Annotated in this window: 25 protein-coding genes and 2 tRNA genes; 16 read left to right on the forward strand and 11 right to left on the reverse strand. The window is 65.4% G+C overall.

All coding sequences use genetic code 11. The features are described from left to right. Positions 1–59: 59 nt before the first annotated feature. Together ASD67_RS20960 and ASD67_RS20965 are read left to right on the forward strand one after the other, a co-directional pair. Positions 60–1,352 (forward strand): tetratricopeptide repeat protein, encoded by a 1,293-nt coding sequence (locus ASD67_RS20960; protein ID WP_162248624.1) that lies wholly within the window; start codon positions 60–62, stop codon positions 1,350–1,352. Positions 1,353–1,430: 78 nt separating this feature from the next. After that, positions 1,431–1,877, forward strand: coding sequence for a hypothetical protein (locus ASD67_RS20965; RefSeq protein ID WP_056351210.1), 447 nt, complete (start codon positions 1,431–1,433; stop codon positions 1,875–1,877). Between the two features lie 3 nt (positions 1,878–1,880). Here ASD67_RS20965 and ASD67_RS20970 read toward each other — a convergent pair whose 3' ends face one another. Both ASD67_RS20970 and ASD67_RS20975 read right to left on the reverse strand, forming a co-directional pair. Beyond that, complete coding sequence (locus ASD67_RS20970) at positions 1,881–2,540, reverse strand: UTRA domain-containing protein (protein WP_056351212.1); 660 nt, start codon at positions 2,538–2,540, stop codon at positions 1,881–1,883. Next, positions 2,537–3,886, reverse strand: a complete 1,350-nt coding sequence (locus ASD67_RS20975) for a formimidoylglutamate deiminase (RefSeq protein WP_056352278.1) — start codon at positions 3,884–3,886, stop codon at positions 2,537–2,539. Before ASD67_RS20975 ends, ASD67_RS20970 begins: the two co-directional genes overlap by 4 nt. A 66-nt stretch (positions 3,887–3,952) precedes the next feature. Here ASD67_RS20975 and hutI point away from each other — a divergent pair, with 66 nt between their 5' ends. The 8 genes from hutI to ASD67_RS21015 all read left to right on the forward strand — a co-directional run bounded on the left by hutI (position 3,953) and on the right by ASD67_RS21015 (position 12,211). After that, positions 3,953–5,140, forward strand: coding sequence for an imidazolonepropionase (gene hutI, locus ASD67_RS20980; RefSeq protein WP_056351215.1), 1,188 nt, complete (start codon positions 3,953–3,955; stop codon positions 5,138–5,140). Continuing rightward, positions 5,131–6,651, forward strand: a complete 1,521-nt coding sequence (gene hutH / locus ASD67_RS20985; protein ID WP_056351216.1) for a histidine ammonia-lyase — start codon at positions 5,131–5,133, stop codon at positions 6,649–6,651. Before hutI ends, hutH begins: the two co-directional genes overlap by 10 nt. After that, the gene (gene hutG, locus ASD67_RS20990; RefSeq protein WP_056351218.1) at positions 6,648–7,451 is read left to right on the forward strand and encodes an N-formylglutamate deformylase; all 804 of its coding nucleotides are present in this window, start codon (positions 6,648–6,650) and stop codon (positions 7,449–7,451) included. The genes hutH and hutG overlap by 4 nt, the downstream gene beginning before the upstream one ends. Beyond that, the gene (hutU, locus tag ASD67_RS20995) at positions 7,448–9,109 is read left to right on the forward strand and encodes a urocanate hydratase (protein ID WP_056351219.1); all 1,662 of its coding nucleotides are present in this window, start codon (positions 7,448–7,450) and stop codon (positions 9,107–9,109) included. Before hutG ends, hutU begins: the two co-directional genes overlap by 4 nt. Before the next feature lie 108 nt (positions 9,110–9,217). Further along, complete coding sequence (locus ASD67_RS21000) at positions 9,218–9,859, forward strand: PepSY-associated TM helix domain-containing protein (protein WP_056351221.1); 642 nt, start codon at positions 9,218–9,220, stop codon at positions 9,857–9,859. Between the two features lie 11 nt (positions 9,860–9,870). Continuing rightward, positions 9,871–10,395, forward strand: a complete 525-nt coding sequence (locus ASD67_RS21005; protein WP_056351222.1) for a DUF2271 domain-containing protein — start codon at positions 9,871–9,873, stop codon at positions 10,393–10,395. Between the two features lie 20 nt (positions 10,396–10,415). Beyond that, entirely contained in the window at positions 10,416–11,255 is an 840-nt protein-coding gene (locus tag ASD67_RS21010; RefSeq protein ID WP_056351224.1) for a DUF4198 domain-containing protein, read from the forward strand. Positions 11,256–11,347: 92 nt separating this feature from the next. Then, complete coding sequence (locus tag ASD67_RS21015; RefSeq protein ID WP_200938080.1) at positions 11,348–12,211, forward strand: FAD:protein FMN transferase; 864 nt, start codon at positions 11,348–11,350, stop codon at positions 12,209–12,211. On the opposite strand, the gene ASD67_RS21020 is transcribed toward ASD67_RS21015, so the two are convergent. The 5 genes from ASD67_RS21020 to ASD67_RS21040 all read right to left on the reverse strand — a co-directional run bounded on the left by ASD67_RS21020 (position 12,208) and on the right by ASD67_RS21040 (position 17,986). Continuing rightward, positions 12,208–12,891, reverse strand: coding sequence for a Fe2+-dependent dioxygenase (locus ASD67_RS21020; protein WP_056351228.1), 684 nt, complete (start codon positions 12,889–12,891; stop codon positions 12,208–12,210). The two genes, ASD67_RS21015 and ASD67_RS21020, sit on opposite strands and share 4 nt — an antisense overlap. 70 nt (positions 12,892–12,961) lie before the next feature. Beyond that, positions 12,962–13,726, reverse strand: a complete 765-nt coding sequence (locus ASD67_RS21025) for a tetratricopeptide repeat protein (RefSeq protein WP_056351230.1) — start codon at positions 13,724–13,726, stop codon at positions 12,962–12,964. A gap of 9 nt (positions 13,727–13,735) precedes the next feature. Beyond that, positions 13,736–16,159 carry a TonB-dependent receptor gene (locus ASD67_RS21030; protein ID WP_235535771.1) on the reverse strand — a complete coding sequence of 808 codons (2,424 nt, stop codon included), beginning with the start codon at positions 16,157–16,159 and terminating at the stop codon, positions 13,736–13,738. A 191-nt stretch (positions 16,160–16,350) separates the two neighbouring features. Beyond that, the gene (locus tag ASD67_RS21035; protein WP_056351234.1) at positions 16,351–17,097 is read right to left on the reverse strand and encodes an energy transducer TonB; all 747 of its coding nucleotides are present in this window, start codon (positions 17,095–17,097) and stop codon (positions 16,351–16,353) included. A 19-nt stretch (positions 17,098–17,116) separates the two neighbouring features. Further along, complete coding sequence (locus tag ASD67_RS21040; protein ID WP_056351236.1) at positions 17,117–17,986, reverse strand: alpha/beta fold hydrolase; 870 nt, start codon at positions 17,984–17,986, stop codon at positions 17,117–17,119. Between the two features lie 100 nt (positions 17,987–18,086). On the opposite strand from ASD67_RS21040, the gene ASD67_RS21045 reads away from it, so the two are divergent. After that, positions 18,087–18,878 carry an SDR family oxidoreductase gene (locus ASD67_RS21045; RefSeq protein ID WP_056351238.1) on the forward strand — a complete coding sequence of 264 codons (792 nt, stop codon included), beginning with the start codon at positions 18,087–18,089 and terminating at the stop codon, positions 18,876–18,878. A 60-nt stretch (positions 18,879–18,938) separates the two neighbouring features. Here ASD67_RS21045 and ASD67_RS21050 read toward each other — a convergent pair. Both ASD67_RS21050 and cpdR read right to left on the reverse strand, forming a co-directional pair. Then, a tRNA-Val gene (locus ASD67_RS21050) sits at positions 18,939–19,013 on the reverse strand. Between the two features lie 71 nt (positions 19,014–19,084). Then, positions 19,085–19,462: a cell cycle two-component system response regulator CpdR gene (cpdR, locus tag ASD67_RS21055; protein WP_056351240.1), complete on the reverse strand. Its 378-nt coding sequence runs from the start codon at positions 19,460–19,462 to the stop codon at positions 19,085–19,087. Positions 19,463–19,600: 138 nt separating this feature from the next. On the opposite strand from cpdR, the gene ASD67_RS21060 reads away from it, so the two are divergent. Next, positions 19,601–20,479, forward strand: a complete 879-nt coding sequence (locus ASD67_RS21060) for an N-formylglutamate amidohydrolase (protein ID WP_235535772.1) — start codon at positions 19,601–19,603, stop codon at positions 20,477–20,479. A gap of 183 nt (positions 20,480–20,662) precedes the next feature. Here ASD67_RS21060 and ASD67_RS21065 read toward each other — a convergent pair. Both ASD67_RS21065 and ASD67_RS21070 read right to left on the reverse strand, forming a co-directional pair. Further along, a tRNA-Pro gene (locus tag ASD67_RS21065) sits at positions 20,663–20,739 on the reverse strand. Between the two features lie 109 nt (positions 20,740–20,848). Then, positions 20,849–21,277: a JAB domain-containing protein gene (locus tag ASD67_RS21070; RefSeq protein ID WP_056351242.1), complete on the reverse strand. Its 429-nt coding sequence runs from the start codon at positions 21,275–21,277 to the stop codon at positions 20,849–20,851. A 103-nt stretch (positions 21,278–21,380) separates the two neighbouring features. Between ASD67_RS21070 and thyA the strand changes: the two genes are divergently transcribed. The 4 genes from thyA (at position 21,381) to ASD67_RS21090 (ending at position 26,048) form a co-directional block, all read left to right on the forward strand. Beyond that, positions 21,381–22,340, forward strand: a complete 960-nt coding sequence (gene thyA, locus ASD67_RS21075; RefSeq protein ID WP_056351244.1) for a thymidylate synthase — start codon at positions 21,381–21,383, stop codon at positions 22,338–22,340. 93 nt (positions 22,341–22,433) lie between these two features. Then, entirely contained in the window at positions 22,434–23,729 is a 1,296-nt protein-coding gene (locus tag ASD67_RS21080; protein WP_056351246.1) for a thiamine pyrophosphate-dependent enzyme, read from the forward strand. A gap of 32 nt (positions 23,730–23,761) precedes the next feature. Then, positions 23,762–24,766 carry an alpha-ketoacid dehydrogenase subunit beta gene (locus ASD67_RS21085; protein WP_235535773.1) on the forward strand — a complete coding sequence of 335 codons (1,005 nt, stop codon included), beginning with the start codon at positions 23,762–23,764 and terminating at the stop codon, positions 24,764–24,766. Between the two features lie 4 nt (positions 24,767–24,770). Then, on the forward strand, positions 24,771–26,048 hold the full coding sequence (locus tag ASD67_RS21090; protein ID WP_056351250.1) for a dihydrolipoamide acetyltransferase family protein: 1,278 nt from the start codon (positions 24,771–24,773) through the stop codon (positions 26,046–26,048). Positions 26,049–26,082: the final 34 nt, after the last annotated feature.

A 26,082-nucleotide genomic window follows, 5' to 3' on the forward strand; every position in this document is an offset into this window, starting at 1 on the left:
ATCTCGTTCGGGGCGCTCCCGTGCAGCGCGGCCCACCGATGACGGCGGGTAGCAAGGTCTTGCCCGATCGCATTGACGGCTGGAAATCGATCGGAGCGCATTTCGGGCGCGACCGGACGACCGCGATCCGCTGGGCACGCGAACGCGATCTGCCGGTCCATCGTATCCCGGGCGGCAAGACCGCGACCGTCTATGCGCTCCGCCAAGAGCTCGATCTGTGGGCCCAGGGAGGAACAAGCGAGCCCGCGCTTGCCGCGCCGCCTCGCCGCCGCTGGAAAGCGATCGCGGCGGCGCTGGTCGGACTCGGCGTCATCGGCGGGGGCTGGTTCGCGGTGCCGTGGGTCGTGCCGTCGGCGCCTGCGGAAACCAGGACGGCGCTCGCGCTGCCCGGCGATCCGGCGGTCGCCGATTTGTTCCTGAAAGGCCGCGACTTGCTCGCCGATCGCGAGGCGGCGGCGATCGAAAAGGCGATCGACCTGCTGCGCGACGTGACGCGCCGCGACCCCGGCTATGGCCCGGGCTACGCCGCGCTGGCAGAGGCGCTGTTGCTGTCGCGCGAATTCGGCACGCGCAGCGACCGGCAGGCCTTCCCCGAAGCCCGTGCCGCGGCGGGCGACGCGCTGCGTCTGTCGCCGTCGCAGGCGTCGGCGCATCGCGTCAACGGCTTCATCGCCTATTGGCGCGACCGCGATTTCGCCGCCGCGCGCCGCTATTTCGAAAAAGCGATCGCGCTCGCGCCTGGCGACGCCGGCGGCCATTTCTGGTTCGGTAACATTCTCGCCGATCATGGCGAGAGTGCCGAGGCGCTGACCCATTTGCGGCAGGCGCAGACGATGATGCCCGGATCGGTGCCGATTCAGACCGACCTCGCCTGGGCCTTGTGGTCGGCGGGTGAGCGCGACGAGGCCGTGGCGACGCTCAACGACCTTGCACGCCGTCACCCCGATTTTGCGGTGATCCACGATTGCCTCGCCGTGATCCATCTCGCCGACGGCGATTATCCCGCCTATGTCCGGGCGCAGGCGCAGGTCGCCGAGCTTCGCCAGAACGACACGCTGCGCTTGCGCACGACGGCGCTTTCGCAGGCCTTGAGCGCTGGGTCAGGCAGCGCGCAAAAATTGCTGCTAGAATACGCCCAAGCCGATTTGGCGAGCGGCGAAAGCCGGACCGCGGCATGGACCGCCTTCGTGGCATCCGCCGCCCGCGATCGGAGCAGCCTGCTCGCAGTTCTTCGCGCAGCCGAGGCGCGGCGCGAAAAATGGGGCGATGCCGGCCTGATCCGCGCGATGCGGAGCAAATGGGCAGGGGACGCGCAGGTCGAAACCCTTCTGATCCGGCTGGGCGCCGGATAATTTTCTTGGCCCCGGCGTCGCCGCGCGCTTAGGTTCGGTCGGTCGGGGCAGATGGTCCTGCGGGCAAGCGGGGCGACGATGCGCTATTTTCTCGATACCGAGTTCAACGGCTTTTGCGGCGAGCTGATTTCGATCGCGCTTGTGCCCGAGGATGCTGGCCTGCCGCCTTTCTATGAGGCGATCTCGGTCGAGGATCCGACCCCTTGGGTGCGCGACAATGCGCTTCCGGTGCTCGAAACCCGCCCGCGCAGCCGCAAGGAGGTGACCGACCTGTTCGCCGCCTATCTGATGGACGATCCGGCGCCGCTGCTCGTCGCCGACTGGCCCGAAGATATCGCGCTCGCAGCGCGGCTGCTCATCAACGGGCCTGGCTATATGAAGCCGGTGCGCAGCCTGCGGTTCGAGCTGGTCGATCCCGATATCATCGGGCCGATGGTTCCGAGCGCGGTGCCGCACAATGCGTTGCACGACGCGGTGGCGTTGCGGACGACGATGCTGGCGTGGGAAGCGCGGATGGCGCGCTAAGGCTCAGCCGAGGCTGGGTTCGAAATGCGCGACCATGTCGAACATATCGCCGCGAAACACCTGTCGTACCGTCGTGACCGCGGCATCGCCGCGCCAGGTGCTGCGCTCGAGGATCAGGCAGGCGGTGTGTTCGGCGATGCCGAGCGCCGCCGCTTCGGTCGCGGTGGCGCCCGCCGCCCGGATGCGATGCTGCGCCGACGTCCAGGGGATATGCGCGAGCAGCCAGGTTCCGGGCGCGATGTCGTCGAAGCCCTCCTTCGCCGCGTCGGGCACCGTCTCGGTCGCGATCGAGCGGGTTTCGAGCGCGATGGCGGTGTCGCCTTCATAATGCAGGCCCTCGATACGCAGTTCCGGACCCGCCTGTTCGCGCGATAGCAGTTGCCAGCGATAAACATGGCCGCGCGCCGCGATCAGTTGCGCGAGGTCGGGGACTTCAAGCACCGCCGAATGGACATGCTGGTCGGCGACGAACGACCCCGCCTTGCGCCGCCGTTCGATCAGCCCGGCGCGATGCAAGGCCGCCATCGCCTTGCTGACCGTGGCGCGCGAACAGCCGTGCAGCGCCGCGAGGTCATGCTCGGAGAGCAGGCGGTCGCCGGGGCGTAGCGCTCCCGAGCGGATATCGCCCTCGATCGCGGCGCGGATGCGGGCGTCGAAACTCATGCGAGCAGCGCGGCCACCACGCCGCGATAGCGCGCGGCGATCGCGTCGCGGGCGACATGACGTCCCCCCACGACCCATTTTTGTCCGGCGCGCCAGACGCAGTCGATCGTGTTGCTGCGCGCCGCGAAGATCCACCGGTCGAGGACCGTGCTGGTGTCGGCACCCGCAAAGACCGGGTCGGCAACGGCGAGGGTAAAGAGGTCGGCGGGCTGTCCGGTGGCGAGGCCGGTGCCCGATCCCGTTGCGCGGGCACCGCCCGCGAGCGCTTCGCCGAACAGACGCTCGCCGATCGACGGCACCGCCTCGCTGCCGAGCATCGCGCGGCGGCGGTCGCGGAGCCGCTGGCTATATTCGAGCGCGCGAAGCTCGCCCGCCGCGTCGATCAATATGTTGGAGTCGGTGCCGATCCCGATATGCCCGCCCGCCGCCAGATAGCGGGTCGCGGGAAAGATGCCGTCGCCGAGGTTCGCCTCGGTCACCGGACACAGGCCCGCCACCGCACCGCTCGCCGCGAGGCGGTCGCATTCGCTGTCGGTCAGATGCGTGGCGTGAACGAGGCACCAGCGCGCATCGACATCGGCGTGGTTGAGCAGCCATTCGACGGGGCGCTGGCCGCTCCATGCGAGCGAGGCTTCGACCTCGCGCAGCTGTTCGGCGGCGTGGATATGGATTGGGCCGTCGTCGGCGAGCGGCAGGATCGACGTCAGTTCCTCGGCGGTCACCGCCCGTAGCGAATGCGGCGCGATGCCGAACCCGGCATCGATGGGTAATTTGGCGCGACTTGCCTCGACAAGCGTCGCGAAATTGTCGACGTCCGACAGGAACCGTCGCTGCCCCGGCGCGGGCGGCGCGCCGCCGAAATCGCCATGCGCGTAAAAGACCGGAAGGAGAGTAAGGCCGATACCGCTCTCGTCCGCCGCCGCAACCACCGCGCCCGCGGTTTCGGCAGGGTCGGCGTAGCGTCGCCCGTCCGCATCGTTGTGGAGGTAATGGAACTCGGCGACGCGGGTGAAGCCGCTTTCCATCATCTCGACGAAGGCCAGCGCGTTGATCGCCGCGATGCTGTCGGGGGTGAGCCGGTCGAGAAAGCGGTACATGATCTCGCGCCAGCTCCAGAAATCATCGTCGGGCGCCCCGCGAAATTCGGAGAGTCCCGCCATGCCGCGCTGGAAGCCATGGCAGTGGAGGTTGGCGAGGCCGGGGAGGGCGACGGCGTGGCGTTCGTCACCGGGCTGCGCCGTGACGCCGGTCGCGACGGCGACGATGCGTCCCGCATCGACCGCGATGCGCACGTCCCGCGCCCAGCCATCGGGCAGGAGGGCCTGTTCGAACCAGAGTGATGTCATCGCCATGCTCCCTCATGTTGGATTATTATGTCTAGACATAATGGCGATGGCGAGCAAGAATGAACTATGGATCGACTCTGGACCAATGCCCGAATCGCGACGCTGACCGGTGACGGTCTGGGGCTGATCGAGCGGGGCGCGATCGTTGTCCGCGACGGGCGGATCGCTTGGGTCGGAGACGCGGCGGATGCGCCCGAAGCGGCGGACATCGTCGATTGCGAAGGGCGACTGATCACTCCGGGGCTGATCGATTGTCACACGCACCTGGTCTACGGCGGCAGCCGCGCCAATGAATGGGCGATGCGCCTCGAAGGCGCGACCTACGAGGAAATCGCACGCGCGGGCGGCGGCATCGTGTCGACGATGCGCGCGACGCGGGCGATGGACGGGGGGGCGCTGGTCGAAAGCGCCCTGCCGCGGCTCGACGCGCTGATCGCCGAAGGGGTGACGACGATCGAGATCAAGTCGGGCTATGGCCTCACCCTCGACGATGAGATCAAGATGCTGCGCGCGTCGCGGGCGCTGGGCAAGGTGCGGGACGTCCGCGTCGCCGCGACCTTGCTCGCGGCGCACGCGGTGCCGCCTGAGTATAAGGGCAACGCCGACGCCTATGTCGACCTGATCTGCGAGCAGATCATTCCGGCATCGGTCGGACTGGCCGATGCGGTCGATGGCTTCTGCGAAGGTATCGGCTTTTCGCCCGAGCAGATTGCGCGTGTATTCGTCGCCGCAAAAGCGGCCGGCCTGCCGGTCAAGCTCCATGCCGAACAATTGTCGCACCTCGCGGGCGCCAGCCTCGCCGCCTCCTATCGCGCGCTTTCGGCCGATCATCTTGAGCATATCGACGAAGCCGATATTGCGGCGATGGCCGGTGCGGGAACCGTCGCGGTGCTGTTGCCCGGCGCCTATTATTTCATGCGCGAGACCCGGAAACCACCGGTCGCTTGGCTGCGCGACGCTGGGGTGCCGATCGCGCTCGCCACCGACTGCAACCCCGGCACCTCGCCGACGACCTCGCTGTTGCTGATGCTCAACATGGGCGCCACCTTGTTCGGCCTGTCGGTTGGCGAATGTCTGCGCGCGGTGACAATCAACGCCGCCAGGGCGCTCGGCCTGCAAGGCGAAATCGGCACGCTCGAATCCGGCAAGGCCGCCGACCTCGCGATCTGGAATATCACCGAACCCGCCGAGCTCGTTTACCGCATCGGCTTCAACCCGCTTCACGCACGCATCAAGGACGGACAATGCAACTGAACCCCGGATCGGTCAGCTTCGCCGAATGGCGCGAGGTCTATCAGGGCGGACCCGTTCGCCTGTCGCCCGATTGCCGTCCTGCCATCGCCGAAAGCGCCGCCTCGGTCGAACGCATCCTCGCGCGCGGCGAAGCCGTTTATGGGATCAACACCGGCTTCGGAAAACTCGCGGCCGTCCGGATCGAGAGCGCCGACCTCGAAACGCTCCAGCGCAATATCGTGCTCAGCCACGCCGCCGGTGTCGGCGCGCCGATGCCGGTGCCGATCGCGCGGTTGATGATGGCGCTCAAGCTCGCCAGCCTCGCGCGCGGCGCGTCGGGGGTGCGCCCGGCAACGATCGCGATGCTCGAGGCAATGCTCGACCGTGGGCTGACCCCGGTCATCCCGGCGCAGGGGTCGGTCGGCGCCTCGGGCGACCTCGCGCCGCTATCGCATATGGCGGCGGCGATGATCGGCGAGGGTGAAATCTTCGTTGATGGCGCACGCGTTCCGGCCGCTGTGGCGCTCGCCGATGTCGGACTCGATCCGCTGGTTCTCGGTCCCAAGGAAGGCCTTGCGCTCCTCAACGGTACGCAATTCTCGACCGCCTATGCGCTGGCGGGATTGTTCGAGGCTGAGCGACTGTACCGCAGCGCGCTCGTCACCGGAATCCTCTCGACCGAGGCCGCCAAGGGATCGGACACGCCCTTCGATCCACGCATCCACGCGCTGCGCGGGCATCGCGGGCAGATCGAGACCGCCGAGGCGCTCGCCGCGCTGATGGAGGGTTCCGAAATCCGCGCGAGCCATATCCTCGGCGATGTGCGCGTGCAGGACCCCTATTGCCTGCGCTGCCAGCCACAGGTGATGGGCGCGGTGCTCGATCTGCTGCGGCAGGCGGCGGCGACCTTGCTCATCGAAGCGAATGGTGTGTCGGACAATCCGCTCATCTTCCCCGACACCGACGAAGCGCTGTCGGGCGGCAATTTCCACGCCGAACCTGTCGCCTTCGCCGCCGACATGATCGCGCTGGCGCTGTGCGAGATCGGCAGCCTGTCCGAACGGCGCACCGCGATGCTTGTCGATCCCGCACTTTCGGGGCTGCCCGCCTTCCTCGTCGCGAGGCCCGGTCTCAATTCGGGCTTCATGATCCCGCAGGTCACCGCGGCGGCTTTGGTGTCCGAGAACAAGCAGCGCGCCTATCCGGCAAGTGTCGATTCGATCCCGACCTCGGCGAACCAGGAGGATCATGTGTCGATGGCGGCGCACGGTGCGCGGCGGCTGATCGAGATGGCGGCGAATGTCGACGCGGTGCTGGCGATCGAATTGCTTGCGGCGGGGCAGGGGTGCGATTTCCACGGCGGCCTGAAATCGAGCGTCGCCGTCGAGCGCGTTCGCGCCGCGCTGCGCGCCGAAGTGCCGACGCTCGACGAAGATCGCCATATGGCGCCTGACATCGCGTCGGCGCAGGAGATGGTCCGCACCGGCAAGCTCGTCGATCTCGTCGGGGACCTGCCCGGCCTCGTCGTATGAGATGGTTGCGCGTCGAGCGCGGCGACGCGCCGCTCGTGATCGCCTTCCCGCACGGCGGCACCGATCTCGCGGGCTTCGACGACCAGTTCGTTTCGCCTTGGCACGCGCAGATCGACACCGACTGGTGGATTGCGGATCTCTACGCCTTCGCCGCCGACCTCGGCGCGACCCTGATCGCGACCGATGTTTCCCGCAGCGTGATCGACATGAACCGCGATCCGTCGGGCGCGTCGCTCTATCCGGGGCAGGCGACCACCGAGCTGTGCCCGACGACCACCTTTGACGGCGAGCCGCTCTACCGCTTCGGTCAACCGGACGAAGCCGAGATCATGCAGCGGCTCAACCTCTATCACCGCCCCTATCATGAGACGCTGGCCGCCGAACTCGAGCGGTTGAGAGCGGCGCATGGCCGGGTCGTCCTCTACGACGCGCATTCGATCCGCAGCCATGTCCCGCGCCTGTTCGACGGCGAGCTGCCGCAGTTCAACATCGGCACCAACGGCGGCGCGGCTTGCGCCCCCGAACTCGAGACCGTCGTCGCCAATATCTGCGTCGCGAGCGGCCACAGCCATGTCGTCAACGGGCGCTTCAAGGGCGGCTGGACGACGCGCCACTATGGCCGACCGGACGACGGCGTGCATGCGATCCAGATGGAGCTGGCGCAGCGCGGCTATATGGCCGAGCCCGATGCAATCACGCCCGTCAACTGGCCATCACCGCTCGACCCCGACCCCGCGATCCGGCCCGTGCTGGAGCAAGTGATCGCCGCAACCCTCGATTTTGCGAAAGGACGTTCATGACCCGTCTCGACAACAGCCGCGTGATCCGCCCGGCGACCGGCCCCGAGATCAGCGCCAAGAGCTGGCTCACCGAGGCGCCGCTGCGCATGCTGATGAACAATCTCCATCCCGATGTCGCCGAGGCACCGCACGAGCTCGTCGTCTATGGCGGTATCGGCCGCGCCGCGCGCGACTGGGAAAGCTATGACCGGATCGTCGAGGCATTGCGTCGCCTGAACGACGACGAGACGCTGCTTATCCAGTCGGGCAAGCCCGTCGGCGTGTTTCGCACCCACGAAAATGCCCCGCGTGTGCTGCTCGCCAATTCGAACCTCGTCCCTGAATGGGCGAATTGGGAGCATTTCCACGAGCTCGATAAAAAGGGCCTGATGATGTACGGCCAGATGACCGCCGGCAGCTGGATCTACATCGGCAGCCAGGGCATCGTGCAGGGCACGTACGAAACCTTCGTCGAGATGGGCCGTCAGCATTATGGCGGCAGTCTCGAGGGCCGCTGGCTGCTCACCGCCGGGCTTGGCGGCATGGGCGGCGCGCAGCCGCTCGCTGCAGTGATGGCGGGCGCGTCCTGCCTCGCGATCGAATGCCAGCCGAGCCGCATCGAGATGCGCCTGCGCACCGGTTATCTCGACAAGCAGGCGGCGAGTGTCGACGAGGCGATCGCGATGATCGAGGTAGCCCACGCCGAGGGCAGGGCGATTTCGGTCGGTCTGCTCGGTAACGCCGCCGAAATCCTGCCCGAGATGGTACGCCGCGGCATCCGCCCCGACCTGCTCACCGACCAGACCTCGGCGCATGATCCGGTCAACGGCTATCTGCCCGCCGGCTGGAGCCTCGACGAGTGGTTCGCCAAGCGCGAGAGCGATCCCGCTTCGGTTGCGAAGGCGGCCAAGGCCTCGATGGCGGTGCATGTGCAAGCGATGCTCGACCTGCAGGCTGCGGGCGTGCCGACAACCGACTATGGCAACAATATTCGCCAGATGGCGAAGGACGAGGGCGTCGAGAATGCCTTCGACTTCCCGGGCTTCGTCCCCGCCTATGTCCGTCCGCTCTTCTGTCGCGGCATCGGTCCGTTCCGCTGGGTGGCGCTGTCGGGCGATCCCGAGGATATCTACAAGACCGACGCCAAGGTGAAGGAACTGCTCCCCGACAATACCCATCTCCATAACTGGATCGATATGGCGCGCGAGAAGATTCAGTTTCAGGGTTTGCCGGCGCGCATCTGCTGGGTTGGCCTGGGCGACCGCCACCGGCTCGGCCTCGCGTTCAACGAAATGGTCGCGTCGGGCGAACTCAAGGCGCCCGTGGTGATCGGCCGCGACCATCTCGATTCGGGATCGGTCGCCAGCCCGAACCGCGAGACCGAGGCGATGAAGGATGGCTCAGACGCCGTGTCCGACTGGCCCTTGCTCAATGCGCTCCTGAACACCGCGAGCGGCGCGACCTGGGTGTCGCTCCACCATGGTGGCGGGGTCGGCATGGGCTATTCCCAGCACAGCGGTATGGTGATCGTCGCCGACGGAACACCCGAAGCGGCGAAGCGACTGGAGCGCGTGCTGTGGAACGACCCCGGCACCGGCGTCATGCGCCATGCCGATGCGGGCTACGACATCGCGATCGATTGCGCACGCGATAAGGGGCTGGATCTGCCAAGCCTGTGACGGGGGCTTTGTAACAAAGCATGACGCGCCCGATATGCGGGATTATTTGTTGTAATTGAGAATCGTTCTCGATAGTGGCGGCGCAACGCCTCCTTTCAGAACGATTTCATGCACGCACCCTCTCCCTCGCGCCCGGCCACCAAGAAGAGCCGCAAGACCTTCTGGTTGAAGCAGCTGCATATGTGGCATTGGATGAGCTCGGCGATCAGCCTGATCGGGCTGGTATTGTTCGCGGTCACCGGTTTCACGCTGAACCATGCCGCCGACATCGAGGGGTCGCCGGTGGTCACCGAAAAGACAGCGCAGATTCCGCCGACGCTGCTCGCGCAATTGGCCCAGGCCGACCCCGCCGATGCCAAGGGACCGCTTCCCAAGCCCGTCGCCGCATGGGTCGAGGCGAATTTCCCGGTCAAGGCCGGCGAGGCCGAATGGGCGCCCGAGAACGTCTATCTGCCCGCACCGCGGCCTGGTGGAGACGCCTGGGTCGACATCGATCGGGCGACCGGCGAAGTCACCGGAGAGGTCACCGACCGCGGCTGGATTTCCTATCTCAACGATCTTCACAAGGGCCGCAATTCGGGCGGCGAGTGGAGCCTGTTCATCGATATCTTCGCTTTCGCCTGCCTGGTCTTCGGGATCACCGGCCTGTTCCTGCTGTGGCTTCATTCGGCCAAGCGCAAGAGCACCTGGCCGCTCGTCGGCGCCGGGCTCGCGATCCCCGCCGCCATCGCCATCGTCTTCATTCACTAGGGAGTTTGTCCATGCAGCCAGCCACGCGTACGATCCTGATCGGGGGAACGCTGAGCGCCGCGCTCGCCGTGCCGGTGCTCGCCGCCGCGCCCGCGACGATGGACGTCACCGTCACCATTCCGCAGCTCAAGGTTGCCGAATATCACAAGCCCTATGTCGCCTTCTGGGTCGAGAAAGCCGGCGCCCCGGCGAAGACCGTCGCGGTCTGGTACGACCATGACATGAAGGCGAACGAAGGCACCAAATGGCTCCGTGACGTGCGCCAGTGGTGGCGTGCCTCGGGCCGCTCGATGACATTTCCAGCCAACGGCATCACCGGCGCGACGCGTGCGCCGGGCACCCACAAGATCAGCTTCAGCCGCGCCCAGCTCGGCGCGCTCGCGGCGGGCGAATATGTGCTCGTCGTCGAGGCGGCACGCGAAGTCGGCGGCCGTGAATTGCTGCGTATTCCCTTCACCTGGCCGGGCAAAGCCGGGGCCGGCGGACGCGCTGCGGGCAAAACCGAATTGGGGACCGTTTCGGTCGCCTTCCGCTGACATATCGAAAGGGCAGGACGATGAAAAAGCAGCTTTGGGGTTTTGCGGCGGGCGGCGTGCTCGCGGCGATGATCGCGGTTCCGGCGAGCGCACACCGCCAGTGGATGATGCCGTCGTCGACGGTGCTGTCGGGCGACGATGTCTGGGTGACGGTCGACGCCGCGGTGTCGAACGACCTCTTTTATTTCGAGCATCAGCCGATGCGCCTCGACGCATTGAAGGCCTGGGCGCCCGACGGCAGCGAGGCGACGATCGAGAATAAGGCCACCGGTCGCTATCGCAGCACTTTTGATGTCCACCTGACGCAAAAGGGCACCTGGCGGATAGCCTCGGTCGTCGACGGCGTGATGGGCAGCTATGACCTGAACGGCAAGACCGAGCGCCTGCCGCGCGGCACGACGACCGCCAACCTCGCCGAAAAGATCCCTGCGGGCGCGACCAATGTGCGCACCGCCGAATCGAACAACCGCAACGAAATCTTCGTGACGGTCGGCGAGCCGACGAACACGCTGTTCAAGCCGACCGGCAAGGGCATCGAGCTGGTTCCTGTGATACATCCGAACGACCTGATCGCGGGCGAAGCCTTTACCTTTCAGTTCCTGCTCGACGGCAAGCCGACCGCCGACCTGCCGGTCACCGTCATCCCGGGCGGCATCCGCTATCGCGACCAGCTCGGCCAGATCGACACCAGGACGGGTGCCGATGGCAAGGTCGAGCTGACACTCCCCGAAGCCGGCATGTACTGGGTGAATGTTACCACGCCGCAGGTCGAGGGTGAGGGTGAAGGCCCGCCGCCCGCCGATGCGCCGCCGCGTCGTCGCGCCAGCTACGTCACGACGCTGGAAGTGCTGGCGCCCTGACCGATCGCATCCTGATCCCCCGCGCGCTCACGCCAGCCGCTTTTGCCGGGCGCGACGCCGGGGCGATCGTCGAAACCTTCGCCGGCGAAACGATGGGGACCAGCTGGTCCCTGCATGCCGTTGCGCCGCCCGCCGGGACGGGTGGGGGTGTCCAGGCCGCGCTCGATCGCGTCGTGGCGCAGATGAGCCAATGGCAAGCGGTTTCCGACCTCTCGCGCTTCAACCGCGCGCCGCCGGGTGAATGGCACAGCATTCCAGCCGAGTTCGCCGAGGTCGTGGCCGCAGGCATCGACATCGGAACCGCCAGCGGGGGCGCTTTCAGTCTCGCGATGGGTGAACTCAGCGAGGCTTGGGGCTTCGGTGCCGCCGGACCCGTCGACACGCTTCCCGACTTCATGGTGCCGAGCGACGGGGACATCGATCTCGATCGTGATGCACGGCGCATCCGTCGTAGCGAAGGCGCGCTGCTCGACCTGTCGGGCATCGCCAAGGGCTATGGCGTCGACCTTGCCGCCGATTGGCTGCTCGCAAACGGGGTACGCCATTTCCTGATCGAGGTTGGGGGAGAGTTGCGCGGCGAGGGGATTCGCCCAGACGGCCATCCCTGGTGGGTCGACGTGGAGGTGCCGCCTTCATGGGCGGGCGCCGGATGGCGCATCGCGCTCCACGACCTGTCGATCGCGACCTCGGGCGACTATCGCCGCGGGCTCGCGGTCGATGGCCAGCACTATTCGCACAGCTTCGATCCGCGCACCGGCCGCCCGATCGCCAATGGCGTGCGGTCGGTGACGGTCGTGCATCGCCGTTGCATGATGGCCGACGGCTGGGCGACGGCGCTGACCGTGCTCGGCGCCGATGCGGCGATCTTGCTCGCCGACGAAAAGGAACTCGCCGCCTGTGTGCTGGCAAACGGGCGCGAATATGTGTCGCGCGCGTGGCGCGAGATGTTGGGCTAGCTGTCGGCCCAGTGCCGCAGCAGATTGTGATAAAGTCCGGTCAGTTCGATCACCGACCGGTCGGCTCCGCCCAACTGTCCGGTCAGCCGCTGTACCGATTGATCGAGGTCCCACAGCATCCGCCGCGCCCCGGAGTCGCGCACCATCGACTGGAGCCAGAAGAAGGATGCTACGCGGGTGCCGCGCGTGACGGGCGTGACATGGTGCAGGCTCGACGAAGGATAGACGACCGCGTGGCCGGCCGGCAGCTTGACCTGCTGTGAACCGAAAACATCTTCGATGGTGAGGACACCACCGTCATAGGCGTCAGGATCTTCGAGGAAGAGCGTCACCGACAGGTCGCTGCGCAAACGGAAGTCGGACCCGCGCTGGATGCGGATCGCATTGTCGACATGGGTGCCGAATGTCTGACCCTCGCCATAACGATTGAACAGCGGCGGATAGACCTTGAGCGGCAACGCGGCTGAAAAGAACAAGGGGGAATTGCCCAGCGCCTTCAGGATGATCGCTGCGGCTTCGCGGGCCGCCGGACTGCCTTCGGCGAGCTGTTCGTTCTTCTTCGCCAGCGCCGATTGAGGGCCGGAGGTTGCATTTCCGTCGATCCAGTCCGCCGCATCGATGATCGCGCGGACGGCGGCGACGCCCTCGGCATCGAGAAGATTGGGGACTGAAATCATCATAGGTGGGGCCTTGGGTCGCGTAGGGCAGAATATAAAGGAAGAACTCTGCTGCCACAGGGATGGCGGACAATCAATTTGTCGCGCCGACCTTTGAATTGTGGCCGTTCAGCGCCGCGACGCCTTCGGACCGCAGCCGTTCGTCGTCGGAGGCGGCCAGCCAGGCACCGGCTTTGGACATAAAGGCCGGCGTCGCGGTTTCCCCGACACGCGCCAGCCAGGCAAGTGCTCCATCGACGTCGCCGTTGTCCGCCAGCATTCTGGCGTGATTGAACCGCCCGCGAAAATCCCCGCCTTCGGCCGCACGGCGATAATGATAGGCGGCGACCGCCATGTCGCGGTCGACGACCCAGCCATCCTCATAAAAGCTGCCGACGAAGTTGATCGCCTTGGCGTTGCCCATCGCCGCCGCCTTCCGGAACAGCGCCAGCGCAGCCGGCTTGTCCTCGGCCACGCCCTGACCCAGCGCGAGCAGGGTGGCGTAATTATACAGGCCCCAGTCGAGCCCCTTGTCGGCGGCGATCCTGAACCATTCGGCGGCGCGCGCCTTGTCGATCGCAACGCCCCAGCCAAGGTCGTAACAACGGCCGATCATGTTGATCGCCATCGCATGGCCCTGTTCGGCGGCCTTGTGGAACCAGCCGATCGCCGCGCGCTGATCCTGCGCGATGCCACTGCCGTCGAGCAGCATCTGGCCGTAGAGCGCCTGTGCGTCGGCGAAACCGGCCTCGGCAGTCATCTTGATGACGGCGGACCGCTCGACATTGTCGGGAGAAAGCAGCGCGGACAGTTCGTCCGCACTCATCGCTTTCAGCCGTTCAATGTCGAGCGTCGTCATCGGATCGGCTTAGTATTTGAAGTTCAGCGTCGCAATCGCCGAACGGCCCGGAGCGATGCTGGCATAGTGCGCCGTATAAGCCTGGTTGAAATAGACCTTGTTGGTCAGGTTGTTGACGTTCACCGACAGGTCCAGCTGATCGTTGATCTTGTAGCCGACCCGCGCATCGAAGCGCCAGTAGCCGGGAATCGTGCGATAGACGACCTTGGTCGCCGGGTTCACGGTCACGACGCCCGCCGCATTTTGTGTCGCCGAACGATTGTCCGAATATCCGCCGAAGACGCGGCTGGTGTAGAAGGCGCCGCCACCGATCGTCAGGCCTTTGGTGGGTTCGACATTGCTCCAGATGGTGAAGCTGTGCTTTGCGGTCTGCGGGAACTGCTTGCCGTTGTTGACCGAAGGAACCAGCACGGTCTTTGCAGCCTGTCCGGGAACGGCTGCGGCCGTCAACGCGGTAAAGCCGCCATCGACAATCTCCGCATCCAGATAGGAATAGCCGCCGAAGGCGGTCCAGCCCGGAATGATCGTGCCGTTGAAGCCGAGTTCGATACCCTTGATCTTGCGTTCGCCGATGAACTGGACGGTGTTGTTTTCACCGGTCACGCGGGCATTTTGGGTTTCCGTCTGGAAGGCTGCGGCCGTGAGTGATAGCCGCGAGCCGAACAGGTCGGCCTTGGCCCCGAATTCATAGGATTTCGTCTTCTCGACCTTGAGCGAGTTCAGCAGATCGACGGCCGCCTGGGTGTTCGTGGTCCCAAGGCTGTTCCCTTCCTGACCTTCGCCCAGCAAGCTGTTCGGAGGGGTCGCCGATGTCGCATAGGAGGCATAGAGGCTCACGTTCGCGACGGGCTTGTAGATTACGCCCGCCTGGTAGTTGACGATGTCATCCTTGCGGCTGAGCGAGAAGGTGCTCGTTGCCGTGGCGGCCTGGCCCGGCGTCACTTTCGATTTGAAGCTGTCGAACCGAAGGCCGAGGTTCACGATCAGCGCGTCGCCGATCGCCATCGAGTCGAAGGCATAGACCGACTTGGTAGTGCCGTCGTTGCGGGTTTCCTGGATCGGCAGCGTCTTCGTGATCGGCCCGATGTCGGTGTACAGGCCGTTGGCATAATTCACCCACGGATCATTGGGATTCGGGTTGAAAAGACTGGTGCAGTTGAACGTCGCGACCTGCACATTGTTGCAAGCTGCGGCGTTTACCGGCGGATTCGCGACCGGCGTTGCGAAATTGCGGGTCGTAACGTTGAAGCTGCCGCGGCGCGCTTTTTCCCATGACAGTTCGAGGCCGGTGGCAAAGCTGTGCTCGATCCCGCCCGTGCTGAACTTGCCGTAGAGGTCGGTCTGGTTGGTCAGGCTGCCGGTATAGCCATAGCGCGAGTTGGCACGGCGCCACACATAGCCGCCGCCGGCGGTGATGTTCGCGGGCGTCGATGCTGCGGCGTTGCCGAACACATTGCCCTGCTGATCGTCGGGCTGCGTGTAGATATAGGCCTGTGTATTGTGGTTGTAGCGCGACGTGTTGCGGAACTTGATGCCGTTGCCGAAATCATGATCGAAACGCAGCGTCAGCTGGTCGGTCTTGCTCTCGCGGAAATCGCGGTTGATCAGCCCGTAGAAGGTGTCGCGAGCGACGGTGCCCGTGCTGCCGTCGCGCGTAGTGCCGGTACCGATCAGCGGTTCGGAAAAGACGACGTCGCCAAGCGGCGCGTTGCCGATGGTGTAGAAATACGGAATGCCGCTGTCGGGAAGCTCGTCGGTATCGAGGTGGTAATAGGAGGCCGTCAGCTTCGTCGGACCTTCGACGCCGATCGTGATCGACGGCGCAACACCCCAGCGCTTCTGGAAGATCTCGTCGCGACCGGCGACATCCTGATCGTGCCACATGCCGTTGATGCGGACCGCGACGTTGCTGCCGATGACATAGTTCACGTCGCCGGTGACGCGCTTGTAATTGTCGGTTCCCGCCGTAACCGAACCGCCGACGAAATTCTCGTTGCGCGGCATTTTCGACACGATGTTGAGCGAACCGCCAGCGCTGCCGCGCCCGCCCAGCGTCGAATCCGACCCGCGAACGACCTGAATCTGTTCGACCGCGAATACTTCGCGGCTCTGCGCGCCGATGTCGCGCACGCCGTCGAGATAGGTGCTGCCCTGGCTGTCAAAACCGCGGATGAAGGGGCGGTCGCCGATCGGGTTTCCACCCTCTGCAGCGCCGAAGGTGATGCCGGGAACGGTGCGCAATGCCTCGACCAGCGTGGCCGAGCCGGTTTCCTTGATGACCTGCTTGTCGACGACGACGACCGAGCGCGGGGTGTCGAGCAAGGGAGCGACCGCCTTGGGCGTATCGACCTGCACCTGCTGGCCGTTGACGATGATCGTATCGCGGTCCTGTTCGCCGTCGGCTGACGAATCGTCGGCCAGATCGGCTGCCATGGCCGGCGCGGTGGCGATGAAGCCGACGCACGAGAGTGCGAGAAGCCTCGGGAGAGCCGCTGAATTGTTGGACATTGGAATATTTCCCCTTCGTTGCGAGGGGTCCGCTATTGAGAGTCGTTCGCACTGTCAATCCATATTGATAATCATTCTCATATTCGTTGCGGCTTCTGTTACAATCGGCGCGACGATCAGCGGCCTTCGAGCCACCAGCGCTGGCGCCAGCCATATTCGCTGGCGATCGCATCGCCGCGGGCGTTGGTTGCCGGCCGGAAGCGGAAGCGTTCCTCGATCAGGCCGCACGTGGTCGCGTCGAGCGACGCGTCGCCGCTCGATCGCGTGACGCGACAGCGTGTGACGCGGCCGCTTGGCTCGATGGTGAAGCGCACCTCAACCTCGCCGCCGATTTTGGCGCGGCGCGCCGCTTTTGGATAATCGCGGTCGGCGATCGTTCCGCTGCGCCACACCGGACGCGTGCCGCCGCCGGTGCCGCTGCCCGATCCGCCCGCGCCGAAGCCGTCGCCGCGCCCGCCCGCACCGCTACCCGGACCCGCGACCGGCGTGGCCCCTGCCGATGCGTCGTTACCGCTTTCCGCCTTGGGCGCCGCTGCGACCGGGGGCGGCTTGACGGGCGGGACGATAGGCTTGGGCGCTTCGAGAGGCGCTGGCCTGGCTTGCCGGTTGGCGGCCGAAGCCTCGCCGGCGGGCGCGTTCGACGGCTTGCTTTCGGGAACCGCCTGCGCTTCCGGCGGGGGAACGGGCAGGGCGAAGGCGTGGATCGCGTCGCTCGCCCGGCGCACCGCGGCCAGATCGAGTCCGCTGACCAGCCCGATTCCGACGGCGAGCGCCACGGCCAGCGTAGCGCCGCCCGCGATGGCGCGTTGCCGCGCCGGCAATTGCCCCGAATAGGTCATTTCGACGCCCAACCGCGCGCCCATGCGCGCAACCGGCGTTGGTTTAGAGGAAAGTGTCTAGCGTGGACATGAACCGGTCGAACTGGTCGTGGTGCAGCCAGTGGCCGGCGTTTTCGAATTCGATGACCTGCGCGGTCTTGAAATATTGGATGCGCCCGTCCTTTTCGGGGTTCGAGGCCCAGCTGTCGGCACCATAGAGAAGCAGCGTCGGGCACGTTATATTCGCCCACAGCTTGTGCAACTCCTCCTGCGGCATGTCGAAGATCGTCCAGATGTTCAGATAATTGTCGAACTTCCAGCTCCAGCTGCCGTCCTCGTTGCGGCTCGCGCCCTGAATTGTCAGGTGGCGCGCCTGTTCCTCGGTCAGATAGGCATTTTCGGTCATCATCCGCGCCAGCGCCTCGTCGAGCGTGGCATAGCGCCTGGGCTGGCGCCCCGCCGCCTGGCGCTTGTCGGCGATCCACTGGCGCATCCGTTCGTCGAACGGGGTCTTCGTGCGCTCCTCCTGCACCGCCGGGGAGGGGCCGAGGCCTTCGATCGACACGAGCTTCCTGACTTTGTCGGGATAGAGTCCGGTGTAGCGTGTCGAAATATTGCCGCCCATCGAATGCGAAACGATCGTCACCGGGGCGAGGTCGAGCTGGTGGATCAATTGCGCGAGGTCGTAGACGAAGGCGCCGATCTCGTAATTGCCGTCGGGCGACCAGGCGCTGTCGCCATGACCGCGCAGGTCGGGCGCGATGACGTGATAGCGGTCGCACAATTTCTCGGCGACCCAGTCCCAGCTGCGGCAATGGTCGCGCCCGCCATGGACCAGCAAAAGCGGGGGCGCATCCTGATTGCCCCAATCGGCATAATGCAGTTTCAGCCGCTGTGAGATGAAGCTGTTCGAAGTCGGGCCGCTTGCCATCATTTGATCCTTGCTGTCTTGTCGGGTTTCAAAAGGCCACCGATTCCATTCCGTCAACCCCATGCGGGCAGGAATGGCGGACAGGACAGGGAGAAGGAAGAGCATGAGCAGTTTTCGCGACAATCTGTTGGCGGGCAAGACGGCGTTCGTCGCCGGCGGCACCAGCGGCATCAACCTGGGTATCGCCAAACGCTTTGCCCAACTCGGCGCCAAGGTCGCGGTCGCGGGCCGCGACCCCGACAAGGCACAGCGCGCGGCCGGTGAAATCGGCCATGACGCGATCGGCCTGTCGGGCGACGTGCGCGACTATGCCGCGATTCGCGGTGTGATGGAGACCGTCGCAGACAAATTCGGCCCGATGGATATCGTCATTTCGGGCGCCGCGGGCAATTTCCTTGCCCCCGTGCTCGGCATGTCGGCCAACGCCTTCCGTACCGTTGTCGATATCGACCTCAACGGCACCTTCAACGTGTTCCGCGGTTGCCACGACCTGCTCAACCGACCCGGCGCGTCGCTGATCGCGATCACTGCGGGGCAGGCGATCAACGCCTCGGCGCTGCAGGCGCACGCGTGCGCCGCGAAGGCGGGGATCAACCAGCTGATCCGGGTCCTCGCGCTCGAATGGGGGCCAGAGGTCCGCGTGAATGGCATCTCGCCGGGACCGATCGCGGGGACCGAAGGCATGGCGCGGCTCGCGCCCGACGCGGCGTCGCGCCAGTCGCATTTCGACCGCATCGCGATGAAGCGCTGGGGCGAGGTCGAGGAGGTCGCCGAATCGGCGGTGTTCCTGTGCAGCCCGGCTGCGGGCTATATCACCGGGACGATCCTCGACTGCGACGGGGGCAGCCAGATCGGCGACGCATCGCGCGGCGACCTGGCGCGTGGCATGGCGTAAACCGCGACGAACCTGGAAAGTAAAAACGCCGCCAACCCATTGGGGTGGCGGCGTTTTTAATGGTGGGCGTGGCAAGGATTGAACTTGCGACCCCTGCGATGTCAACACAGTGCTCTACCACTGAGCTACACGCCCATCCCTTGGGGTGACGCGCCCCCTAATAGGCCCCGCACCGCTTGGCAAGCCCTTCGGTGCAGCGGGCGTCCTTATTGTTGGTTCGAACGGTCGGCGCGGCCGAACAGATTGTCGACCTCGCGCACCAGATCCTTGAGGTGAAACGGCTTCGACAGCAGCTTCGCCTGCGGCACATTTTCCTCGGCGCGCAGCGAAACCGCGGCGAAACCGGTGATGAACATGACCTGCGTTTGCGGCGCGACCTTCGCGGCGTGCTGCGCGAGCTCGATTCCGTCCATTTCGGGCATGACGATGTCCGACAGGAGCAGGTCGAAGGTGCCCGAATCGATATAGGGAACCGCCTCGGTCCCGCGGTCGACCGCGGTGACGTGATAACCGGCGCTGGTCAGCGCCCGCGCGAGATATTCGCGCATTACATCGTCATCTTCGGCCAGCAATATGCGAATCATGCGGATAACAGCCCCCAGGTCCCACGGCGGCGCCTTCACGCGGCGATACCGTTATATCGAAACCGTCCCATAGCGCCACAAACTTAACAAATTCAGGCGGCGCTGGATTCTCCGCCGGATTTTTGCCACCCCGTGCCGATGACGCGCCCCTTCCTTTCGACCAACGCCGTTTCGGTCACGCGTCCGGACGCCGCAGGCACGCCGATCGTGGTGTCGGTGGCGCATGCGGGGCGCATCTATCCGCCCGAACTGCTCGCCGCGGCGCGCGCGACGCGGCTCGAACTCGAACGGCTCGAGGACAGCTGGTCCGACCTGATCGCCGCGCGCGCAGGCGAGGCCGGCGCGTCCGTGGTGCAAGCGTTGTGGGCACGCGCGGTGGCCGATTGCAATCGCGCTGAAGGACAGATGGCGCCGGGCGAAGTCGCCCCCGCGCTGCGCCCGCAATATTCGGCGCCGGGCCGCAAGGAACGCGCGGGGCTGGGCGTCGTGCCGACGCGGCTCGCCGATGTCGGGCCTTTATGGAAAAGGCCGATCGACCGGGCGGCGCTCGCGTGGCGGCTCGATTCGTTGCATCGCCCCTTTCACGATGCGCTCGCCGACGCGCTGGAGGGCGCGCGCCGGCGCCACGGCCACGCGATATTGATCGACCTGCACAGCATGCCGTCGATTCCGGTGGGGCAGGCGGGGCATGGCGCGCGGATCGTCATCGGCGACCGATTCGGCGATACGGCCGACAGCTGGTTGGTCGACACGGTAGTCACCGCAGCCGAGCGGCTGGGCGTTCCGGTGTCGCGCAACCAGCCCTATGCCGGCGGACATATCATTCGCAGCCACGGCCGTCCCGATCGCGGCGTACACGCCGTGCAGATCGAGATCGACCGCAGCCTCTATCTGTGCCGCGACCGGTCGCCCGACGCCGACAAGCTGGGTCCGTTAAGCGACTGGTTTTACGGGTTGTTAGGCGATGTGGCGCGGGCCTGGCCGGGCGCCGGGGCGCTGCCCCAAGCTGCCGAATAACGACTGCCCAATAAAAAACCACCTCGTACCGGAGTACGAGGTGGCCAGGGTCCAGGGAGGACGCGCCCGCACCTTTCGGTGGGACACTGCGCCGCGATGGAAAGGGGGAAAACCACAGCGGCGTAACACCAATCTAGGGTGTATGCCGTCAGGTTACAAGGGGGTGATGATTGCAAAAGAAACTGGTCGGGGAGAGAGGATTCGAACCTCCGGCCCCTGCCTCCCGAAGACAGTGCTCTACCAGGCTGAGCTACTCCCCGACCGATCTTTGCGGACGGCCTGGGGCCGCCGCGAAGGCAGAGCGGTCCCCTAGACGTGCATCTTGCGAACTTCAAGCGCCAATCGGCATAGTCGCCATGATTGCGGCCCCTAAAGCAATCCGGCACGCCAAAAGCTGAAATGTCCATCGGCGGTAAAGATCATATGGTCCGACAGGGTGATACCGAGCAGCGCCAGGAAGCGCGCGGATTCGCGCGTCGTGGCGAGGTCGGCGTCGCTCGGGCGCGCGAGTCCCGACGGATGGTTGTGCGCCATCACGATCTGCGCGGGTTTCGCATCGAGCGCAGCACGCCAGACCGGCGGCGGCACGATACAGCGCCCAGCGCGGTCGCTTTCGGCGCGTTCGAGGCACAGCAACCGGTCGAACGCGTCGAATCCGGCGATCAGCAATATTTCGCCGTCGACCGGAAAGCAGGGGCGCAGCAGCAGCCGCGGCAACTCTTCTTCGTCGTCGCGCGGCACAAAGCCGGGCGACGCCGGCTGCGCGCCCGGCGCCTCGATGGTTTCATATCGTGTCATGACGCGCCTTCATGCGCCACCGCCGGGCAAAGCCCAAGGCAGGATTGGCCCGCAATGGAGGATCGGGGGCGAGTCTTGCCGCCTCGTCGCATGAAGCCTAGCAATGACGAGAAGCCGGGAGCGAATCTTGCCTGAGTCCATCCATTATGAACTGCAATATCTCGACCTGATGCGCCGCATCTGGGTCGAGGGCGACGAGCGCGTCGACCGCACCGGCGTCGGCACGCGCTCGCTGTTCGGCGAGACGATGCGTTTCTCGCTTGCGGACGATGCTATCCCGCTGCTGACGACGAAGCGCGTCTATTGGAAAACCGCGCTGCGCGAGCTTTTGTGGTTCCTCACCGGCGACACCAATATCCGGTCGCTGGTGGCGCAGGGGGTGAAAATCTGGACCGATTGGCCGCTTGAAAAATATCGCAAGGCGACCGGCGACGACATCAACGCCGCCGATTTCGAGGCGCGGATCATCGCGGACGACGGCTTCGCCGCGCAATGGGGCGACCTCGGCCCGGTCTATGGCCACCAGTGGGTCAACTGGCCGCGCTACGAGTCGGCGGGTGAGGGGCTGTTCCGCCGTTCGGAGCAGGGGCACAACCAGATCGCGGCGCTCATCGAATCGCTCCGGACCAATCCGGGGTCGCGGCGCCATATCTTCACCGGCTGGAACGTCGCCGATCTCGACCGCATGGCGCTGCCCCCGTGCCATATGACCTATCAGTTTCACGTCCGCAGCGATGGCGGGCTATCGTGCCTGCTCTTCCAGCGCTCGTGCGACCTCGGCCTCGGTTTCGCGTTCAACGTCTTCGAAGCCGCATTGCTGACGCGCATGGTCGCCGAGCAGGCGGGGCTGCACGCGCACGAACTGGTGTGGACCGGGGGCGACGTGCATTTGTACCTCAATCACGCCGGCCTGGTCGAACAGCAGATGTCGCGCATTCCCGGCGGGGCGCCGAAACTGCGCATCCTTCGCCGGCCTCCGAGCATTTTCGACTATAAATTCGAGGATTTCGCGGTCGAAGCCTATGCCCCGCAAACGCATATTTCAGCGCCGGTGGCGGTCTGACGCCGGCGTTGCAATCCTGTGGAGACGGTAATAATATGTCGCCACGTTGAAATATAACTAGGCGCGTCGATTCGCGCCAAAAGGGAAGAAGATATGCCCGAGACGCCTCGGATGCCGGCGAGCAACCTGCCGCCGCTGTCGCTCCATATCCCCGAGCCGCGCTATCGTCCGGGCGACACCCCCGACTTCGGCGATATCGCGGTGCCCTCCGTCGATGCGACCCCGCGCCCCAGCGAAGACACCAAACCCGATGCGATGCGCGAGCTGTGCTACGGCCTCGTCCGCGTGCTCGATTTCGACGGGGTGGCGAAGGGGCCGTGGGATCCGAAGATCGCGCCCGAGCGTCTCCGCGCGATGCTGCGCACCATGATGCTCGTACGCGCCTTCGACGATCGCATGTTCCGCGCCCAGCGCCAGGGCAAGACCAGCTTCTACATGAAATGTACCGGCGAAGAGGCGACCTCGGTCGCCTCGACCATGGCGCTCGACCGGTCGGACATGTGCTTCCCCAGCTATCGCCAGCAGGGCATATTGATCACGCGCGACTATCCGCTGATCCAGATGATGAACCAGATCTACTCGAACCGCGGCGACCATCTGATGGGCCGCCAGCTGCCGATCATGTATTCGGCACCCGAGCACGGTTTCTTCAGCGTCTCGGGCAATTTGGCGACCCAATATCCGCAGGCGGTGGGCTGGGCGATGGCCTCGGCATCGAAGGGCGACAGCCGGATCGCGACCGTCTGGTGCGGCGAAGGTTCATCGGCCGAGGGCGATTTCCACTCGGCGTTGACTTTTGCGACCGTCTACAACGCGCCGGTGATCTTCAACGTCGTCAACAACCAGTGGGCGATTTCGAGCTTCTCGGGCTTCGCTGGCGGCGAGCGCACGACCTTTGCCGCGCGTGCGGTTGGTTATGGCATTGCCGGGCTGCGCATCGACGGCAATGACCCGCTCGCGGTTTACGCCGCGACGCAATGGGCGGCGGATCGCGCACGCACCAACAATGGCCCGACCTTGATCGAGCATTTCACCTATCGCAGCGAAGGCCACAGCACTTCCGACGACCCGAGCGCCTATCGCCCGTCCGATGAGCCGACGATCTGGCCGTTCGGTGACCCGATCGCGCGGCTGAAGCAGCATCTGATCATTCTCGGCGAATGGGATGAAGACCGTCACGCGGCGCAGCGCACCGAACTCGACGATCTGGTCAAGACGACCCAGAAGCAATCGGAAAAGCTCGGTATTCTTGGCCACGGCATGCATCAGCCGTTCGAGACCATGTTCGAGGACGTGTTTGAGGAGATGCCTTGGCACCTCAAGGAACAATGCGATCAGATGCTCGCCGAGCAAGAGGCCAAATTCGGCCCCAATTGGAAGCCCGAATGATGGCCCCCGAGACTCAAGCGACCACCAAGACCATGAACATGATCGAGGCGATCAACAGCGCCATGGACGTCATGCTCGAACGCGACCCCAACACCGTGGTGATGGGCGAAGATGTCGGCTATTTCGGCGGCGTGTTCCGCGCCACCGCGGGCCTGCAGAAAAAGCATGGCAAGACCCGCGTCTTCGACACCCCGATCAACGAATGCGGCATCATCGGCGTCGCGGTCGGCATGGGCGCCTATGGCCTGCGCCCGGTCCCCGAAATCCAGTTCGCCGATTACATCTATCCGGGGCTCGACCAACTGGTCAGCGAGGCCGCACGGCTGCGCTATCGCTCGGCGGCCGACTTCATCTGCCCGATGACGGTGCGCACCCCCTTCGGCGGCGGCATCTTCGGTGGTCAGACCCACAGCCAGTCGCCCGAGAGCATCATGACGCATATCTGCGGCGTGAAGACGGTCATCCCGTCGAACCCCTATGATGCCAAGGGCCTGCTGATCGCGGCGATCGAGGATAACGACCCCGTCGTTTTTCTCGAACCCAAGCGCATCTATAACGGCCCGTTCAGCGGCTATTACGACCGCCCGGTCGAGCCTTGGTCGAAGCATGAAGCGAGCGCGGTTCCCGAGGGTCATTACCGCATCGAACTCGGCAAGGCCGCGACGGTTCGCGCCGGCGAAGCGCTGACCATCCTCGTCTATGGCACGATGGTGCATGTCACCAAGACGATCGTCGAGGAGATGGGCATCGATGCCGAGATCATCGACCTGCGCACGCTGCTACCGCTCGATATCGGGGCGATCGAGGCGTCGGTGCAAAAGACCGGGCGCTGCCTGATCATCCACGAGGCGACGCGCACCTCGGGCTTTGGTGCCGAGCTTGTGGCGCTCGTCCAGGAACGCTGCTTCTACCATCTCGAGGCGCCGGTCGAACGCGTCACCGGTTTCGACACGCCCTATCCGCACAGCCTCGAATGGGCCTATTTTCCCGGCCCGGTGCGTATCGCGACTGCGCTCACCAAGATTTTGAAGGACTGACGTCATGGCCCGCTATTCATTCCGTCTGCCCGATATCGGCGAAGGCATCGCCGAAGCCGAAATCGTCGCCTGGCATGTGAAGGTCGGCGAGCGCGTTGAGGAAGACGCCCAGCTTGCCGACATGATGACCGACAAGGCGACCGTCGAAATGGAATCGCCCGTGTCGGGTGTGGTCGTCGAACTGGCGGGCGAGGTTGGCGACCTGATCCCGATCGGGTCGACTCTCGCGGTGATCGAGACCGACGGCGATGGCGAGATCGAAGCGCCGCCCGCCGACACGCCGGTCGAGAAAGAAATCGTCGCGGAAACGCCGGGTGCCGAGGAAGCGTCGGTCGCCGAAGTCGCTGCGCCGGTTCCCGCTGCGACGCCTGCGCCGGCTCCTGCACCTGTGTTGGCCTCGTTAGCCGCGCCCGCACACGACCGTCAGGTCCTCGCGTCTCCCGCTGTCCGCGCGCGCGCCAAGGATCTTGGCGTCGATCTCGGCCAGATCCACGCCGAGGGCGACCGCATCCGCCATGCCGACCTCGACGCCTTTCTCCGCTACAGCGGCGGGCAGGGCTATCATGCCCCCGGCGCGAGCCGCGCGCGCGCCGACGAGCCGATCAAGGTCATAGGCATGCGCCGCAAGATCGCCGAGAATATGGCGGCGTCGAAACGCGCGATCCCGCACTTCACTTATGTCGAGGAAATGGACGTCACGGCGCTGGAGGATATGCGCGCCGACCTCAACGCCAATCGCGGCGGCCGTCCCAAGCTGACAATGCTGCCCTTCCTGATCGTCGCAATCTGCCGCACCATCCCGCAATTCCCGATGATCAATGCGCGCTACGACGACGAGGGCGGCGTGGTGACGCGTTATGGCGCGGTGCACCTCGGCATGGCGACGCAGACCGACGCCGGACTGATGGTCCCGGTGATCCGCGACGCGCAGGACAAGAATGTCTGGCAACTCGCGAGCGAAATCACGCGCTTGGCCGAAGCGGCGCGCACCGGCAAGGCGAAGGTCGAGGAACTGACCGGCGGCACGCTGACCGTGACCTCGCTCGGTCCGCTCGGCGGTATCGCGACGACCCCGGTGATCAACCGGCCGGAGGTCGCGATCATCGGCCCGAACAAGATCGTCGAGCGGCCCGTGTTCGACGGCGACGAGATTCGCCGCGCGAAGCTGATGAATCTGTCGATCAGCTGCGACCACCGCGTCGTCGATGGCTGGGACGCCGCGAGCTATGTCCAGGCGCTCAAGAAGCTGGTCGAGACGCCGGTTCTGCTGTTCGCGGACTAACCGCTTCCTATTTTCGTCATGCCGGACTTGATCC

The organism is Sphingopyxis sp. Root1497 (genome assembly GCF_001427085.1).
Lineage (GTDB): Bacteria > Pseudomonadota > Alphaproteobacteria > Sphingomonadales > Sphingomonadaceae > Sphingopyxis.